The organism is Arthrobacter yangruifuii (assembly GCF_009192775.1).
Lineage (GTDB): Bacteria > Actinomycetota > Actinomycetes > Actinomycetales > Micrococcaceae > Arthrobacter_B > Arthrobacter_B yangruifuii.
The window spans coordinates 490381-505863 of the sequence record NZ_VTFX01000004.1 but is presented as its reverse complement, the minus strand read 5'-3'; the positions used below and the strand labels follow the sequence as shown (position 1 = coordinate 505863).

The 15483-nt window shown below is 67.5% G+C and carries 13 protein-coding genes; 9 read left to right on the top strand and 4 right to left on the bottom strand.

Annotated elements, in window-relative coordinates:
• Positions 1-8 precede the first annotated feature (8 nt).
• The gene (locus tag GD627_RS10325; protein ID WP_246165426.1) at positions 9-1001 is read left to right on the top strand and encodes a GNAT family N-acetyltransferase; all 993 of its coding nucleotides are present in this window, start codon (positions 9-11) and stop codon (positions 999-1001) included.
• Here GD627_RS10325 and GD627_RS10320 read toward each other — a convergent pair.
• Positions 998-1705 (bottom strand): metal-dependent transcriptional regulator, encoded by a 708-nt coding sequence (locus GD627_RS10320; RefSeq protein ID WP_246165425.1) that lies wholly within the window; start codon positions 1703-1705, stop codon positions 998-1000. The two genes, GD627_RS10325 and GD627_RS10320, sit on opposite strands and share 4 nt — an antisense overlap.
• A 115-nt stretch (positions 1706-1820) precedes the next feature.
• Between GD627_RS10320 and GD627_RS10315 the strand changes: the two genes are divergently transcribed.
• The 3 genes from GD627_RS10315 to GD627_RS10305 all read left to right on the top strand — a co-directional run bounded on the left by GD627_RS10315 (position 1821) and on the right by GD627_RS10305 (position 4862).
• Positions 1821-2174 carry a metal-sensitive transcriptional regulator gene (locus GD627_RS10315; protein ID WP_425481909.1) on the top strand — a complete coding sequence of 118 codons (354 nt, stop codon included), beginning with the start codon at positions 1821-1823 and terminating at the stop codon, positions 2172-2174.
• Positions 2175-2239: 65 nt separating this feature from the next.
• On the top strand, positions 2240-2464 hold the full coding sequence (locus tag GD627_RS10310; protein ID WP_146362349.1) for a heavy-metal-associated domain-containing protein: 225 nt from the start codon (positions 2240-2242) through the stop codon (positions 2462-2464).
• Between the two features lie 70 nt (positions 2465-2534).
• Complete coding sequence (locus GD627_RS10305) at positions 2535-4862, top strand: heavy metal translocating P-type ATPase (protein WP_152272410.1); 2328 nt, start codon at positions 2535-2537, stop codon at positions 4860-4862.
• A gap of 14 nt (positions 4863-4876) precedes the next feature.
• Here the strand turns inward: GD627_RS10305 and GD627_RS10300 are convergent, their stop codons facing one another.
• The gene (locus GD627_RS10300) at positions 4877-7375 is read right to left on the bottom strand and encodes a DNA gyrase/topoisomerase IV subunit A (protein WP_152272409.1); all 2499 of its coding nucleotides are present in this window, start codon (positions 7373-7375) and stop codon (positions 4877-4879) included.
• 128 nt (positions 7376-7503) lie between these two features.
• On the opposite strand from GD627_RS10300, the gene GD627_RS10295 reads away from it, so the two are divergent.
• The 4 genes from GD627_RS10295 to GD627_RS10280 are packed head-to-tail and all read left to right on the top strand — an operon-like array spanning position 7504 to position 12996.
• The gene (locus GD627_RS10295) at positions 7504-10191 is read left to right on the top strand and encodes a bifunctional acetate--CoA ligase family protein/GNAT family N-acetyltransferase (RefSeq protein WP_152272408.1); all 2688 of its coding nucleotides are present in this window, start codon (positions 7504-7506) and stop codon (positions 10189-10191) included.
• A gap of 60 nt (positions 10192-10251) precedes the next feature.
• Complete coding sequence (locus GD627_RS10290; RefSeq protein ID WP_146362345.1) at positions 10252-10926, top strand: DUF5998 family protein; 675 nt, start codon at positions 10252-10254, stop codon at positions 10924-10926.
• A gap of 4 nt (positions 10927-10930) precedes the next feature.
• Positions 10931-12139, top strand: coding sequence for an alkaline phosphatase family protein (locus GD627_RS10285; RefSeq protein ID WP_246165424.1), 1209 nt, complete (start codon positions 10931-10933; stop codon positions 12137-12139).
• A 2-nt stretch (positions 12140-12141) separates the two neighbouring features.
• Positions 12142-12996, top strand: coding sequence for a thymidine kinase (locus GD627_RS10280; protein WP_152272406.1), 855 nt, complete (start codon positions 12142-12144; stop codon positions 12994-12996).
• Here the strand turns inward: GD627_RS10280 and sepH are convergent.
• Complete coding sequence (gene sepH / locus GD627_RS10275; protein ID WP_152272405.1) at positions 12993-14333, bottom strand: septation protein SepH; 1341 nt, start codon at positions 14331-14333, stop codon at positions 12993-12995. The genes GD627_RS10280 and sepH overlap by 4 nt on opposite strands.
• Positions 14334-14648: 315 nt before the next feature.
• On the opposite strand from sepH, the gene GD627_RS10270 reads away from it, so the two are divergent.
• Positions 14649-14948: a DUF4193 domain-containing protein gene (locus tag GD627_RS10270; RefSeq protein WP_146362342.1), complete on the top strand. Its 300-nt coding sequence runs from the start codon at positions 14649-14651 to the stop codon at positions 14946-14948.
• A gap of 1 nt (position 14949) precedes the next feature.
• On the opposite strand, the gene GD627_RS10265 is transcribed toward GD627_RS10270, so the two are convergent.
• On the bottom strand, positions 14950-15435 hold the full coding sequence (locus GD627_RS10265) for a DUF3093 domain-containing protein (RefSeq protein WP_152272404.1): 486 nt from the start codon (positions 15433-15435) through the stop codon (positions 14950-14952).
• Positions 15436-15483: the final 48 nt, after the last annotated feature.

The window sequence follows — 15483 nt, the reverse complement described above, 5'->3', positions numbered from 1 at the left end:
GTGGATGGATGCAGATTTCCACGCCGCCCGTGTTCCCCGGCCCGGAGACAGGTCTCCGCTGGCGCTCCATCGACTCCGAAGACGTGGACACCTGGTATGCCCTGATCCGCAGGATGGCTGAAGCGGACAAGCCCGGCTGGGTGGAGGACCGCCGGGACCTGGAGCAGGCACTGGAGACGACCTCGGGGGATCCCGGCCGGGACACGCTTCTCGGACTGGACAAGGACGGCACGGCGCGGGCCTACGGCCGGATCGCGCTGAACCCCGGCTCCGAGACCGGGTCCGGCTTCGGCGGGGTGGATCCGCAGTGGCGGCGCCGGGGCATCGGGACCGCGGTGCTCCGCTGGCAGGAATCCCGCCTTCGTGAGCGCCTGATGGCCGAACACCGGAAGCACGGCGTGCTGCGCACCTACGCGGAGGAAGCCAACGCCTCACAGGTGGCCCTCCTGGAGTCCGCCGGTGCGCACGTGGTCCGGTACTTCACGGAGATGAGCAGGCCGCTGGCCGGGGAGCTTCCCGACGCCGACCTGCCTGAGGGCATGGAGTTCCGGACCTTCTCTGCGGATATTTCCGATGCCGTACGCCGGGCGCACAACGAGGCATTTCAGGATCACTGGGGCAGCGAGCCGCGGAACAAGGAGCGCTGGGGATTCACGGTGGGCCACCCGGAGTTCCGGCCGCAGTGGAGCTTCGCGGTGCTGGACACCGCTTCCGGTGAGGTTGCCGCCTACCAGCTGGCGAGCTTCGACCCGGAAGGCGAGGAGATCCACGGGTACACCGAGGGCTACACCATGCTGCTGGGCGTGCGGCGCGGCTGGCGCGGCCGGAAGCTGGCTCCGGCCATGCTGCGCGAGGCCATGCGTCGCTTCCGGGAGGGCGGAATGGAGCATGCCGGGCTTGGCGTGGATACCGAGAATCCGTCCGGCGCGCTCGGCCTTTACGAAAGCCTGGGTTACAAGCCGACCCACCGTGAAGTGGTCTTCGACAAAACCGTTCTCTAGCGCGGTCCGGCTGCGGCCGCGCTCCCCCGCGCAGCCGCGGGTGCCAGAATCCAGATGGCTTCCGCCGCCGGCAGGCCCAGATCCAGCGTCCGTCCGCCGCTTTCCACGGTGAGCGTGCCGGCATATGGCTGGCGCCGCAGCACCGACAGCTCAGTGTCCAGGTGCAGGCCGAGTTCGGCGATGTAGCGGAGCAGTTCCGGCTCGTTATCCGAGACACGCGCTACGGTGCCGCGCGTGCCCGGCTCGCAGCGGCTGAGCCGCAGTGCATCAAGAACCGGGAAACTGCCGTCCCGGGCGGGAATCGGATCACCGTGCGGGTCCCGGACCGGATTGCCGAGGCGGTCGGCGAGGGCATCCACCATCTTGTCCGACACGGCGTGTTCCAGGTGCTCGGCCTCATCGTGCACCTCGTCCCAGCGGTAGCCAAGGTAATCCACCAGGAACGTTTCAATGAGCCGGTGCCGGCGCACCATGGCCACAGCTGCCTTTTCGCCCGCGTCGGTCAGGGCAATGGATCCGTAGCGGGCATGGGTGAGCAGCCCCTTTTTGGTCAGCTTCTTGACCGCCTCGGATACCGATGACGGCGAGAATCCCATGTGCAGGGACAAGGCGGACACCGTCAGCGGCTCATCCGTCCACTCCTGGGCGGTCCAGATGACCTTCAGATAGTCCTGGGTTGCTGTTGAGAGTTCGCCGTGTGCCACGACAACCACCTTACGGGACGCCGGCAAACATGCTGGTCCGATACCCCAGGGGGGTACTTGTGTGGATACCCCTTGGGGGTATATCTTGAGAGAAAGGCCGGAAGGGGAGATGACCATGAGCGAAACCACCAGCAACCTCACCGAAGCCGCTGTGACGGAAACCGCCGCCGGCGGGGCACACGGCTACACCTCCGACAAGGAGGCCTATCTGCGCAGGCTGCGCCGGATCGAGGGGCAGGTGCGCGGCATTGCCCGGATGGTCGAGGAGGACAAGTACTGCATCGACATCCTTACCCAGGTGGCCGCCATCAACAAGGCACTGCATGCGGTCAGCCTCGGGCTGGTCCAGGACCATATGTCGCACTGCGTGGTCGGCGCCGCACAGGAATCCGAACGCACCGGCAATCCGGAGATTGTCCAGGCGAAGGTCCAGGAGGCCGCCGACGCCATCGGCCGGCTTCTGCGCTAGGGCCGCATCCCGCCCATGGCCGGCACAGCTGTCAACCATTGAAATCCAGAGGAAGAGGCAAAGACATGGAAACCACCACCCTGAACATTTCCGGCATGACCTGCGGACACTGCGTCATGTCAGTCACCGAAGAGCTCAAAGCCATCAACGGCGTCAACGACGTCCAGGTGGACCTGAACGCCGGCGGCGTCTCCACTGCCACCGTCACGTCGGACCGCGCCATCGCACCGGCCGAGTTGGGTGAGGCAGTAGCCGAAGCGGGTTACACGGTGGTCGGCGCCGAAGCCTGACAGCCTTCCCGGCGGGGCATTTCCGGCACCGGCGGCAGAAAAAGGCATCAGCAACACGAAGGGACGGATCATGGACACTCAGGACCTGCTGAATTCACGCACCAGGGCCGTGGAGCTCGACATCCAGGGCATGACGTGCGCGTCCTGCGTGGCACGGGTGGAACGCAAGCTGGGGAAAATCGAAGGTGTCGAGGCGTCGGTGAACCTGCCGCTGGAAAGCGCCCGCGTGACGGCGCCGGAAACCGTAACGGACCAGCAGATCCTCGACGCAGTCAACGCCGCCGGGTACACGGCGCGGCTCAAAGCCCGCCCGGCCCGGAGCCCGGGATCGTCCGCTGCACATCCGCCGGCGGAGCACCGGACTGATTCCGGCGAAAGTTCAGTGGATGCTAAGGACGGCAACGAGCCTGCCGACCACGAGGACCACCTGGCCCACGGCGGAACCGCCGCGTCGCTGCGGCCCCGGCTGATCCTGGCCGCGGTGCTCAGCGTTCCCGTGCTGCTGATCTCCATGGTTCCCGCCCTTGGGTTTCCGCACTGGGGATGGGTGGCCGCCCTGCTGGCCCTGCCGGTGGTGACCTGGTCCGCCTGGCCCTTCCACCGCGCGGCGGCAATCAATGCCCGCCACTTTGCCTCCACCATGGACACGCTCGTCTCCATCGGCGTTGCTGCCTCCTACCTGTTCTCGGTGGGCGAGCTCGTGGCTGACCCCGGTCTGACCGCGGATCCCCGCATGGGGTCCGAGCCGCACCTGTACTTTGAGGTGGCCGCCGTCGTCGTGACCTTCCTCCTGCTGGGGCGCTATCTGGAGGCGAACGCCAAGACCAAGGCTTCGGACGCGCTGAAGGCCCTGCTGAACCTGGGCGCCAAGGACGCAGCCGTAATGCGCAACGGTGAGGAAATCCGGATTCCGGCAGACCGGCTCGCCGTGGGTGACGTGGTTGTGGTCCGCCCGGGGGAGAAAATCCCGACGGACGGCGTAGTGGTGGAGGGGCGTTCCGCCGTTGATGCCTCGCTGATCACCGGGGAATCGGTTCCCGTGGAAGTGGACGTGGACAGCCAGGTCACCGGCGCCACCATCAATACCTCCGGCCGCCTGCTGGTTCGGGCCACACGCGTGGGCAGCGAAACCACGCTGGCACAGATGGGCCGGCTTGTCAGTGAAGCCCAGTCCGGCAAGGCGCCGATTGCGCGGCTCGCTGACCGGATCAGCGCCGTTTTTGTCCCCGTGGTCCTCGCCGTCGCGGTCCTGACCTTTGCGCTGTGGCTGATCTTCACCGGCGATCTGCAGGCAGCCTTCGTGGCCGCGGTTGCCGTGCTGGTCATCGCGTGCCCGTGCGCCCTCGGTCTGGCCACCCCCGTTGGCCTGCTGACCGGCACGGGACGCGGCGCGCAGCTGGGCATCCTCATCAAGGGACCCCAGGTCCTGGAGGACACCCGGACCGTGGACACCATTGTGCTGGATAAAACGGGCACCGTCACCACCGGGCAACTCTCCGTGGCCCGGCTGCGTCTGCTGGACAGTGCTCCGGCGGACCTGACCGAGGACGGACTGCTGCGTCTGGCAGGATCCGTGGAAGCCGCCGGAGAGCACCCGATTGCCCGGGCCATTGCGGCAGCGGCCCGGTCCGGTGCGGGTTCCGTGCCGGTCACGGAGTTCGACTCGGCGCCCGGCGGGGGAGTCCGGGGGACCGTGGACGGCCGCCGGCTCATTGCAGGCCGGCCCGCATGGCTGGATGAGAACGGCGTCGACCTTGCCGATGCTGCCTACGCCGGCCTGCGTGAAGAACAGGAAACCGGTGCAACCGCCGTCCTGGTAGCCGTGGACGGAAAGGCAGCCGGGATCATCAGCCTGCAGGACACGGTCAAGGACGGCTCGGCTGCGGCCATCGCCAGGTTCCGCAGCCTGGGCCTGCGTCCGGTGCTGCTCACCGGCGACAACGCCGTGGTGGCCGCCCGTGTGGCGGAGCAGGTGGGCATTCCCGCCGACGATGTCCTGGCCGACGTCCGGCCGCAGGGCAAGGTGGACGCGGTCCGGCGCTTCCAGGAGCAGGGGCGCACTGTGGCCATGGCCGGCGACGGCGTCAATGACGCCGCCGCCCTGGCCCAGGCCGATCTCGGTATCGCCATGGGATCGGGAACGGACGTCGCCATGGAAGCGGCGGACCTGACCGTCATGGGCAATGACCTGGGGCAGGTGGCCACGGCCATTGAACTGTCCCGGCGGACCCTGCGGACCATCAAGACCAACCTGTTCTGGGCGTTCTTCTACAACGCCGTGGGCATTCCGGTGGCCGCCTTTGGACTGCTGAACCCGATGATTGCCGGGGCCGCAATGGCGGCCAGTTCGGTGCTGGTGGTCGGCAATTCGCTCCGGCTGCGCAGTTTCGGGAAGTAGGACACCCGCAGGGTTCAGCCCTGACTGGGGCCGACGGCGTCCACCGAATTGGTCAGCGGCACACCCGATCCGTCCCTGCGTCCATGCTCCGTCGGCAGCGCCCGGGCCACGCCGTTGCCGGCGGAGGCCTTCGCGGGACCGTGGCCGGCCCACGCGACGGACAGTGAATCCTCACCCTTCAGGAAACGGTGCGCACGGACTCCGGCCGTTGCCCGTCCCTTGGCTGGATACTCGGCAAACGGGGTGACCTTGACCGACCCGCCGGGGGTGCCCGGCAGTGCCTCCGTGGTGGAGGACACCGTGACGACGACGGCGTCGGGATCCTCGGCGGCGACCACACCGAAGAACACCACGGCGTCGTCGGCGGCCAGCTTGATCCCGGCCACGCCGCCGGCGGTGCGGCCCTGGGCGCGGACGGTGGAGGCCGGGAAGTGCAGCAGCTGCGCGGAACGGGTGATGAAGACCAACTCATCGGTCTCCTCCGCAGCCACCGCCGCCCCCACAACCTCGTCCTTGGGCTTGAGCGTGATGGCTTCCCAGTCGTCGCGGTTCAGCGGGTAGTCGGGGCTGACCCGCTTCACCACCCCGTTCCGGGTGCCGAGGGCCAGGACGGAGTTCAGGGGAACCAGTCCCACCAGTTTCTCGCCCTTGCCCAGCGTCATGAATTCCTTCACCGGCACGCCGCCGGCCAGGTTGGGCAGCCCGGCGGTCGGGGGCAATGCCGGCAGGTCCAGCACGGAGATCCTGATCATCCGGCCCGAGGACGTCAGGGCACCGATCTCGCCGCGGGCGGTGGTTTTCACTACGGAGCGGAAAACGTCATGGCGTACCCGCTGTCCTCCCTCGGCGAGCGGTTCCTGGTCCGAGGTCCGGGCCACCTGGCCGGAGGTGGACAGGATCGCCCAGCAGGGATCGTCCGGGATTTCCAGCGGCAGGACCGCCTTGGCTCCCTTGCCGGTGGTGCCCGCCGCAGCCGCGACTCCGGCGCCCTTCAGGGGGGAGGCAGCCTCCGATTCGAGCAGGACGGTACGCCGGGGTGTCGCGTACTTTGCCGCCACCTCACCCAGTTCCTCCGAGACCAGGGACCGCAGGCGCTGTTCGGAGCCCAGGATGGCTTCGAGCTCCTCGATGGCCTTCCGCAGCTCGTCCTGCTCCTTCTCCAGCTCGATCCTCGAATACTTGGTCAGCTGACGCAGGCGCAGTTCGAGGATGTGGTTGGCCTGGATCTCGGTCAGGTCGTACACGGCCATCAGCCGTTCCCGGGCCTGCGCCGTTTCATCCGAGGAACGGATGATCTGGATGACTTCATCAATGTCCACGATGGCGATGAGGAGGCCTTCGACCAGGTGCAGCCGGTCCTTCTTGCGGCGCAGCCGGTAGGCGGTCCGCCGGCGGACGACGCCGAGGCGGTGCGCCACGTAGACCTGCAGCAGTTCCACCAGGCCCAGGGTCCGCGGCTGGCCGTCCACGAGGGTGACATTGTTGATGCCGAAGGAATCTTCCATGGGCGTGAACTTGTACAGCTGGGCCAGCACGGCGTTCGGGTTGAACCCGTTCTTCAGCTCGATTACCAGGCGCAGCCCGTGGCTGCGGTCGGTCAGATCCACAATGTCGGAGATGCCCTGCAGCTTCTTGGACGTGACCGCGTCCTTGATTTTTTCGATGACCTTTTCCGGGCCCACCATGTAGGGCAGTTCGGTGACCACCAGGCCGGTGCGGCGGGCCGTCAGCTGCTCCACTTCCACCTTGGCCCGTGTCTTGAAGGAGCCGCGGCCGGAGGCATACGCGTCCCGGATGCCGTCCAGGCCCACGATGCGTCCGCCGGTGGGCAGGTCCGGTCCGGGGATGAAACGCATGATTTCATCCAGGCCGGCGTCTGGGTGGGCGATCAGGTGCCGGGTGGCTGCGATGACCTCGCCCAGGTTGTGCGGGGCCATGTTGGTGGCCATTCCCACGGCAATGCCCGTGGTGCCGTTGACCAGAAGGTTCGGGAAGGCAGCCGGCAGCACTTCCGGCTGCTGGAGCTGGTTGTCGTAGTTCGGAACGAAGTCCACGACGTCTTCGTCCAGGTGGTCCGTCAGGGTCAGGGCCGGTGCAGCCAGCCGGGCTTCGGTATACCGGGCGGCGGCCGGACCGTCGTCGAGCGAGCCGAAGTTGCCGTGGCCGTCAATCAGCGGCAGCCGAAGCGCCCAGTCCTGGGCCATGCGCACCATGGCGTCATAAATGGCGGTGTCTCCGTGGGGATGCAGCTTGCCCATCACCTCACCCACCACGCGGGCGGACTTCACATGCCCGCGGTCCGGGCGCAGGCCCATCTCCGACATCATGTACAGGATGCGCCGCTGGACAGGCTTGAGGCCGTCGCGTGCATCGGGGAGGGCACGCGAATAGATCACCGAGTAGGCGTACTCCAGGAAGGAGCCTTCCATCTCGGTGGTGACATCTATGTCGATGATGTTCTCGGCGATCTTTTCACCGGGGACGGATTTGGAGACGGGTTGGCGCCGGGCCATGCTGTTGTCGAATCCTTGCAGTGTTAGGGGACATAAAAGCCCGTACCGTACGTGGCCGCCTGCCGGCGCCCCACGCTGTACGGAGCGGGTTGATGACTATGGGGAAGATTGCCCACTACTCTGATTCTATGGTGGAGCAGGGACATTACCCCGAATACTGGGAAGCCGACGTCGTGTTGCGGGACGGAGGGACCGGCCATTTACGGCCCGTTTCGCCCTCGGACGCGGACGCGCTGCAGGCGTTCCACATGCGCCAGTCGCAGAGCTCCATCTACCTCCGGTTCTTCACGTACAAGGCCAAGCTCAGCAACAAGGAGCTTGAGCGCTTCACGAACGTGGACTACCGGGACCGGGTGGCGTTTGTCATCACCATCGGTGATGAGATTATCGGCATCGGCAGGTATGACCGCCTCGACGATCCCACCGAGGCCGAGGTTGCCTTCAACATCTCCGACGGGCACCAGGGCCGCGGCCTGGGGTCCATCCTGCTGGAGCACCTGGCTGCCGCCGCCCGGGAGAACGGGATCCGCCGTTTTTCGGCCGAGGTGCTGCCGGAGAACCGCAAAATGATCGGTGTGTTCGCCGACGCCGGATACGAGGTCAGCCGGCACTTCGACGACGGCGTGATCGCCCTGGATTTCAACATCGACCCTACGGAGAAATCCCTTGCGGTCATGGAGGCACGCGAGCACCGCGCCGAGGCCCGCAGCGTGGCGGACCTGCTTGCGCCGTCGTCCATCGCCGTCATCGGAGCCAGCCGGGAGTGGGGCTCGGTGGGCTACCAGCTGCTGGAGCACATTATCGAGGGCGGCTTCAAGGGCTCGGTGTACGCCGTTAACCCGGAGGCCTTCGAACTCGCCGGGATGATTTGCTACAGCCGGATTGCCGATGTGCCCGAACCGGTCCAGCTGGCCGTTATTGCCGTGCCGTATGACCAGGTCCTTCCGGTGGCGGATGAATGCGCCGCCGCCGGGGTGAAGGCCCTGCTGGTGGTCACGGCCGGTTTTGGTCCGAAGGGACCGGAAGGACTGGCACAGCAGCGCGCGCTGGTCCGCCGCGCACGTGCCCACGGCATGCGGGTGGTCGGCCCGGCGTCCCTGGGCCTGATCAACACCCGGCCGGAAGTGTCCCTGAACGCATCCATGGCACCGGCCCTGCCGCGCCGCGGGGGACTGGGGCTGTTCAGCCAGTCCGCCGCGATCGGCGTGCTGCTCTACGCAACCGCCCAGCGCCGGGCCCTGGGACTGTCCTCCACCATCTCCGCGGGCAACCGGGCCGATGTCTCCGGCAATGACGCCATGCAGTACTGGGAGGACGACGCCGATACGCGCGTGGTGGCGATGTACCTGGAGTCGGTGGGGAACCCGCGCAAGTTCTCCCGCCTGGCCCGCCGGCTGGCACGGACCAAGCCCGTGATCGTCGCCAAGTCGGATGTCACCGGGCTCCAGCTGCCGCCCGGCCACGCCGTCCGGACCACGCAGGCACCTCCGGGTGCCCTGGACGCGATGCTGCGCCAGTCCGGCGTCATCCGCGTCAATACCAACGAGCAGCTGATCGACGTGGCGCAGATCGCGGTCAGCCAGCCGCTGCCGCGCGGACGCCGTGTCGCCGTCTTCAGCAATTCGGCGGCACTGGGCCGGGTCCTGGCGGATGCGTGCACGGGCCTGGACCTGGAGATCACCCGGCTCGAGACGGAACTGGCCCTGGATACCGGGATGAGCGTGGCCCTGCCGCAGCTGCGCCGGACAGTCACCGAGGTGCTTTCCGACGACGCCGTGGACGCCGGCGTCGTTGCGATCCTGCCGGCACCGGGGCTGAAGACGGAAGCCATAGCCGCGGTCCTGGCCGAATGCGTGCAGGCCACCGGCAAGCCCCTGGTTGCCGCCTTCACCGGCATCCTGGATCCGCGGGCCCATGTCGAAGGACTGCTCGCAGCGGACCCGGGTGTTCCGGGCGAAGGGCTGCCCTGCTTCAGCAGCCCCGGAGCCGCGGTCACCGCCCTGGCATCGGTGGTGCGCTACACCGAGTGGGCCAGCCGGGACCACGGCAGCTTTGTGGAACCGGCCGGCATGGACACCGAGGGGGCGGCGGCTTACCTCGGCACGCTGATGGACCGGGTCGAGGGTGACGCGCTGACCAGGCTGGACCATGCGCAGACAGCCGCACTCCTGGAGTTCTACGGGATCTCGGTGCTGCCGGCCGTCGGCTTCTCCACGGCGGATGAGGCCGTCGCCGCCGCCGAAGAACTCGGCTGGCCCGTTGCCGTGAAGACCCGTGAGGGGCACCTGCGCCACCGCCTTGACCTGGGCGGAGTGCGGCTGAACATTTCCACCCCGGAGGCGCTGCGGACCACCGTTGAGCAGATGCGCCAGGCGCTGCGCCGTTACGGGGAATTCGACATGGAAGTCCAGTCCATGGCCGCCAGCGGGCAGGGCTGCCGCATCCGGGCCATTGAAGATCCGCTGCTGGGACCGGTGATCTCCTTCGGGCTCGCCGGCGACGCCACGAGCCTGCTGGACGACTGGGCACACGGCGTCCCGCCGCTGACGGACCGCGACATTGCCGATCTGGTGCGCGCGCCCCGCGCCGCGGCGAAACTGTTCGGCTACCAGGGGCTGCCCGAAGCGGACATCGACGCGCTTGAGGACCTGATGGCCCGGCTGGCCGTGCTGAAGGACGAGCATCCGCAGATCGCCCTCATCGAGATCAACCCGGTGCTGGTCTCCGCAGACGGTGTCACCGTGCTCAGCGCCGACGTTCGGCTGGGCAACCCGCAGCGGCGGACGGACAGCGCCCGGCGGGCAATGCGCGACTGACTTTTCCACCACCCGCGCGCCATTTAGGCAGGAAGGGGCGGTCTGGGGGAAACTGGAAGCATGTCGCCGTTACTTTCCGCTGAACGCCGCAGCCTTGACGCATCCATGGAGCGGGCGGGCTTTTACCCGACACTCCTGGCCGATGTGGTTCACGACGCGCTGGACGGCCGCGAACCGCTCTCCCATCTGATCCACCTCGAAACGCACTTTGAGCGCACCGAGGTGCACCGCCACATTACGGTTCTGGTGCTGACCGAAGACATGCTGGTGATCACCCACGTGGATGACCAGCAGCTGGACGAAGCCGGTGAGCAGATGATGGCGCAGGTCTCCACCGAATCCGTACCGGTGACGCAGATCCGCTCCGTGGTGCTGGGCTACATGTACGCCCAGCCGCAGAACTACAAACCGTCGGACCCGGTGCGGGAAATGACCCTCGCCATCGCCTGGTCGGGAGGCCAGCGCCTGGACATGGGTCCGGCCGGCTGCGCAGACCCGCAGTGCGATGCCGACCACGGCTACACCGGCACCATCGCGCAGGAGGACATTGTGCTCCGCGTCAGTGCCGAAGCGGACGGCGCCCAGGCAGTCCAGAACGCCAAGGCCTTCGCGCGCGCCCTGCGCAAGGTCAACACGGACACCACTGCCGTTTCCCGCCCGCTCGACGGCGGCGACACGCGCCAGCGCATGCCCGGCATTGGGGGACGCTTCAACCGCGCCCACCCGCAGCGCTAGCACCGTGGCATCCATTCCGGCCGCCCCTGACCCCCTGCCCGCAGCACCTGCCTACGGATCCGGTTCCGTAGCCGACGTGCTGTCCAGCGCAGCAGCTGTGCTGGGCGTTCCGGGCTATGACAACACGTTGTCCCTTCCAGCTGCCCGCCGCGTTGTTGTGGTCATGGTGGACGGGCTGGGCCTGTCGCTGCTTCGAAAGCGGGGCGGGCATGCACCGTTCCTGAAGGGCTTCCTCCCGGCCGCCCGCAGCCTCAGCGCTTCCTTCCCCACCACCACCGTGGCCTCGCTGGCGTCCCTCGGCACGGGACTTCCTCCCGGCCGGCACGGGCTGGTGGGATACGACGTGCTGGATCCGCGCCAGGACAAAGTGGTGAACATGCTCGGATCCTGGGATCCCGGAGTTGATCCGCTGCAGTGGCAGCCCTATCCCACTGTCCTGGAAAAGGCCGCTGAGCACCTTCCCGTGGCCACGGTCAGCCTGCCCCGCTTCGCCGATTCCCCGCTGACCCGTGCCGCGCTGCGGGGCGGCACGTTCCTGGCGGCCTCCGGGGTCCATGCCCGTGTTTCCGCGGCGGTCGAGGCCCTGGCCGGCGCGGACCGCATGCTGATGTACCTCTACTGGAACGAGCTGGACAAGGCCGGCCACCGGTACGGTGCGGCTTCCGCTGAATGGGGCAGCGAACTGGAAGAGCTCGACAGCGCCCTGAAGCGGCTGGTTGCCAGGGTCCCCTCCGGTACCCTGGTGCTCCTGACCGCCGACCACGGCATGGTGGACGTTCCGGTGACGCAGCGGTTTGATTTCAGCACCCGGCCGGAACTGGTGGACGGTGTCCGGCATACGGCGGGGGAGCCGCGCATGGTCCACCTGTACCTGGAACCGGACGCAGGCGATGATGCCCGGGACCGCCTCAGGGCCGCCTGGCAGGAAGCCTACGGCACCCGGGCCTGGGTGTTCACACGGGAAGAAGCAGTGCGTGCCGGGTACTTCGGCCCCGAGGTGGATGCCGCCGTTCTGCCCCGCATCGGGGACCTGATGGTCGCCGCGCGTGAGCCGATTGCGCTGTTCGACGGACGCCGGGCATCTGCCTCGGCAATGGAGGTCACCGGCCAGCACGGCTCCCTCACCAAAGCGGAATGCGAGGTTCCCCTCCTGGTCCTCGCAAAGCCCGAGACACGCAAAGCCAAGTCCTCCACGGCGCAGGGCGGAAAGTAGCCATGGCGGAACTGGTCTTTTTCTCAGGCACCATGGACTGCGGCAAGTCCACGCTCGCGCTCCAGATGGATTACAACCACAGCGCCCGCGGCCGCGGCGGCATCCTGTTTAGCCGCAATGACCGGGCGGGGGAGTCCATGATCTCCAGCAGGCTCGGCCTGCAGACTCCGGCCGTCGAAGTGCGCGACGATACCGATTTCTGGGCCGAAGTGCTGCGCTGCCGGGAAGCCGGACACAACGTGGACTACGTCATCTGTGACGAGGCGCAGTTCTACAGTGCCCGGCAGGTGGAGCAGCTCGCCTGCATTGTGGACGAGATGGATATTGACGTTTTTGCGTTCGGCATCACCTCCGACTTCAGGACCCGGCTCTTCCCGGGGTCCCAGCGGCTCGTCGAACTCGCGGACCGGATGGAAGTGCTCCAGGTCCGTGCCCTGTGCTGGTGCGGGCGGCGCGCCACGCACAACGCGCGCACTGTTGACGGCGTGATGGTGACGGAGGGGGACCAGGTGGTGGTGGGCGACGTCGAGTCCCGCACCCCGGCACCCGCCGCCGCGGAGAAGGAGCGGGCCGGAGCGAAGGATGAGCCCCTGTTCGAGGAGCGGCCCTTATTCGAGGATGAGCCGCTGTTTGACGATCAGCCGCTGTTCGACGCCGGCGGCCTCCTGCCTGCCGAGGCATCGGGTGCGGCGTCCGGGACCCCGGCCGTAGCCGGACCGGTCATCGGCTATGAAACGCTGTGCCGCCGGCACTACATGCGCCGCGTAACCGCGCAGCAGGCTGCCGCGCTCGAAGAAGACGGACAGTCGGCGTCGCTGTGCTCAGTGCAATCCCGGCCGGAGGCCGGCCGGGATTAGTCTCCCTTGGTTCCGAAGACGATCTCGTCCCAGGACGGGACCGAGGAACGCTTCGGCTTGACGCGCCGTTCCGGGGCGGCGCCGTCCTTGCCCTCGGTCTTCTCAGCCTCCGGGTCCTCCGATTGACCTTTGCCGCCGCTGGGCAGACGGTCCCACGGGAAATCCCGGCCGGCGTTCTTCCGCCCGGACGGTTCGGTAACTTCTGCCGGTGATTCCTCCGGGACGGTGCCGTCCGTCGGGTCCGAGGGGGCGGTTGTGTCTTCGCCGGCGCCCTCCGCTGCGGCCTCTTCGGTGCGGGCTGCCTCTTCGGCGCGGGCTGCGCGCCGGCGGAAGGGACGGGCGAGGACGCTGATTTCCCGGGTCTGCGACACACTGCCGGGAAGGGCGACGGGATCAACCGGATCGTCGGAGTCCGCAGGCTCGACCGACGGTGCCAGCGTCAGCCTGCCGGTCCGGGGGCTCCGGCTGCTGCTGTCCTCGTCCCCGGAGCTGTCCTCGCGGGGGTGCGCTGCGGGGATGCTGCCCTTGGTGAGCAGGGCCGCAAGCGCGTCGTCGCCCTCTTCATCGCTGCCCAGACGCTGGCCGCGGCGCGACTTCAGGACTTCGAGGATGTTGTCGGTGTCGTCCGAGGCAGGGCTGCCTTCCGCCTCTATATCGAAGACGCGGTCCGCGACGGCGGCCAGACGGCGGGTGGGTACGGGCGTGTCCAGCGGCTCGAGTTCACTGAGGACCTGCGCCCAGCGGTTGGTGTTGGTGACGCTCTTGCGCAGCGGGCTGAAGATCCAGCGGGCCGGCGGTTCCTCGCCGATGGCGGCGCCGGAGGACTTCTCGGTGAGCTCGAAGCGTGCCACCACTTCCCAGGTGCCGTCCGGGCGGCGCCAGGCATCCCACTCGACGGATTCAGGATCCACCCCGAAGGAACGCAGGCGGTGAAGCACCATGTCCCCGAGATTCACCGGATTCTCGCCGAAGGCACTGCGGTAGCCGTCATGGGTGGCGGACATCGGGGCAGCGACTTCCACGCTGCGGGCCTGCTGCGCAACGTATTCCCGTTCCGCGAGGACCGGACCCTCGTAGCGGTGGATGTGGGTCAGGTCGAGGCCTGACAGCTTGGCAACCTCTTCGGCACTGGCACCGGAACGGATGCGTGCCTGGATGTCCCGGGGGCTCATGGTGGTGCCTGCCGAGGGAGCGGCCTGCGGTGCGGAGCGGTGCGGGCGTGATGCCGCCACCCGGAGGGCCTCATCAATCCGGAGACGGAAGGTTTCCCCGCCCTTGCCGCTTAACAGCAGATGTTCGCCACCTTCCTGGACACCCACCAGCCGTAGATCCTGCATCAAAAAGTCCTCCACCCGATAGCAATTCCTTCTTGAAACAATGCCATCCCCGGCGGCGAAAACCTACGCTTTGCCCGGGTGTGGCGCAGATGGAAGGGGCCGCGGTACGCTGCTCCGGCACCCCGGCCGGGGCGCCGGGCTGGTGCCGGTTCGCTTTTTGGCCGAAGGTAGGCAAAAATCTCTGCGTTACGGGCACAAAACAGGTAACCGTGGCGTTGATATCTGCGAGTTCCCGACGCGGACCGGACACCCGGTCCGGTCCGGGGCTCAAGGCAGCAGCGAACACCACTCAACCGGACGGCGAGATAAGACACTATGGCGACAGATTATGACGCCCCCCGCAAAACCGAGGAAGACACCGGCTCCGAGCCGATAGCGGAGCTCAAGACCAGGCGTACCGATCCGCAGTCTGCCGTGGTGGACGAGGATGAAGCCGAGGCCGCAGATGCCTTTGAACTGCCCGGAGCGGATCTTTCCGGCGAAGAGCTGCTGGTGCGGGTACTTCCGGCGCAGGCGGATGAGTTCACCTGCGCGTCCTGCTTCCTGGTCCGGCACCGCTCCCAGATAGCCCTGGAAAAGGACGGATTGGCGTACTGCGTGGACTGCGAAGGCTAGCTCAGCGTCCCTGGGTCAGCGCTTCGACAAGCTTCTCGGGGTGCCGCGTGGAGGTCAGCCAGTAGGGGGTGCGGTCCGCCGGATCCGTGATTTCAATGCGGACCACCGGTGAGATCCACCCGCGGATGCACATGTAGGCGGTGGCGTTCAGTGCGGGGCCGCGCTGCATGGTGGCATCGTCGCCGCGGAAGGCCTCCACCTGGCCGATGAAGCGGCGTTCAATCTGCGCGCGCCCCACCTGCAGGCTGTCGGGGGTGACCCGGATCTGCGGGGTGGACAGAATCAGCAGGACGGCAAAGATGACCGCGGCAACAACGGCGCCGGTGATGCCCGCTGTCAGGCTGATGGGGACAAACACAAGGATGCAGGCGGCGGCCAGGAGGGCCGCAACGAACCAGATCCCGAAGGACGGCGTAAGGCGTTCGGAGTACAGCACTGTGCTGGCGGAGCCCTTGGGGGCAGGGCTCTTGGGGGAAGGGGATGACATACCCCCAGCTTTTCACCTTTGGCGGGGCATTTCATCCCGGGCCGTGCC

What these genes read in the sequence shown, in the direction of transcription:
- GD627_RS10325 (WP_246165426.1), top strand. Translation starts at nt 9, where the DNA reads ATGCAGATTTCCACGCCGCCCGTGTTCCCCGGCCCGGAGACAGGTCTC.
- GD627_RS10315 (WP_425481909.1), top strand. Translation starts at nt 1,821, where the DNA reads ATGAGCGAAACCACCAGCAACCTCACCGAAGCCGCTGTGACGGAAACC.
- GD627_RS10310 (WP_146362349.1), top strand. Translation starts at nt 2,240, where the DNA reads ATGGAAACCACCACCCTGAACATTTCCGGCATGACCTGCGGACACTGC.
- GD627_RS10305 (WP_152272410.1), top strand. Translation starts at nt 2,535, where the DNA reads ATGGACACTCAGGACCTGCTGAATTCACGCACCAGGGCCGTGGAGCTC.
- GD627_RS10300 (WP_152272409.1), bottom strand. Translation starts at nt 7,375, where the DNA reads ATGGCCCGGCGCCAACCCGTCTCCAAATCCGTCCCCGGTGAAAAGATC.
- GD627_RS10295 (WP_152272408.1), top strand. Translation starts at nt 7,504, where the DNA reads ATGGTGGAGCAGGGACATTACCCCGAATACTGGGAAGCCGACGTCGTG.
- GD627_RS10290 (WP_146362345.1), top strand. Translation starts at nt 10,252, where the DNA reads ATGTCGCCGTTACTTTCCGCTGAACGCCGCAGCCTTGACGCATCCATG.
- GD627_RS10280 (WP_152272406.1), top strand. Translation starts at nt 12,142, where the DNA reads ATGGCGGAACTGGTCTTTTTCTCAGGCACCATGGACTGCGGCAAGTCC.
- sepH (WP_152272405.1), bottom strand. Translation starts at nt 14,333, where the DNA reads ATGCAGGATCTACGGCTGGTGGGTGTCCAGGAAGGTGGCGAACATCTG.
- GD627_RS10270 (WP_146362342.1), top strand. Translation starts at nt 14,649, where the DNA reads ATGGCGACAGATTATGACGCCCCCCGCAAAACCGAGGAAGACACCGGC.
- GD627_RS10265 (WP_152272404.1), bottom strand. Translation starts at nt 15,435, where the DNA reads ATGTCATCCCCTTCCCCCAAGAGCCCTGCCCCCAAGGGCTCCGCCAGC.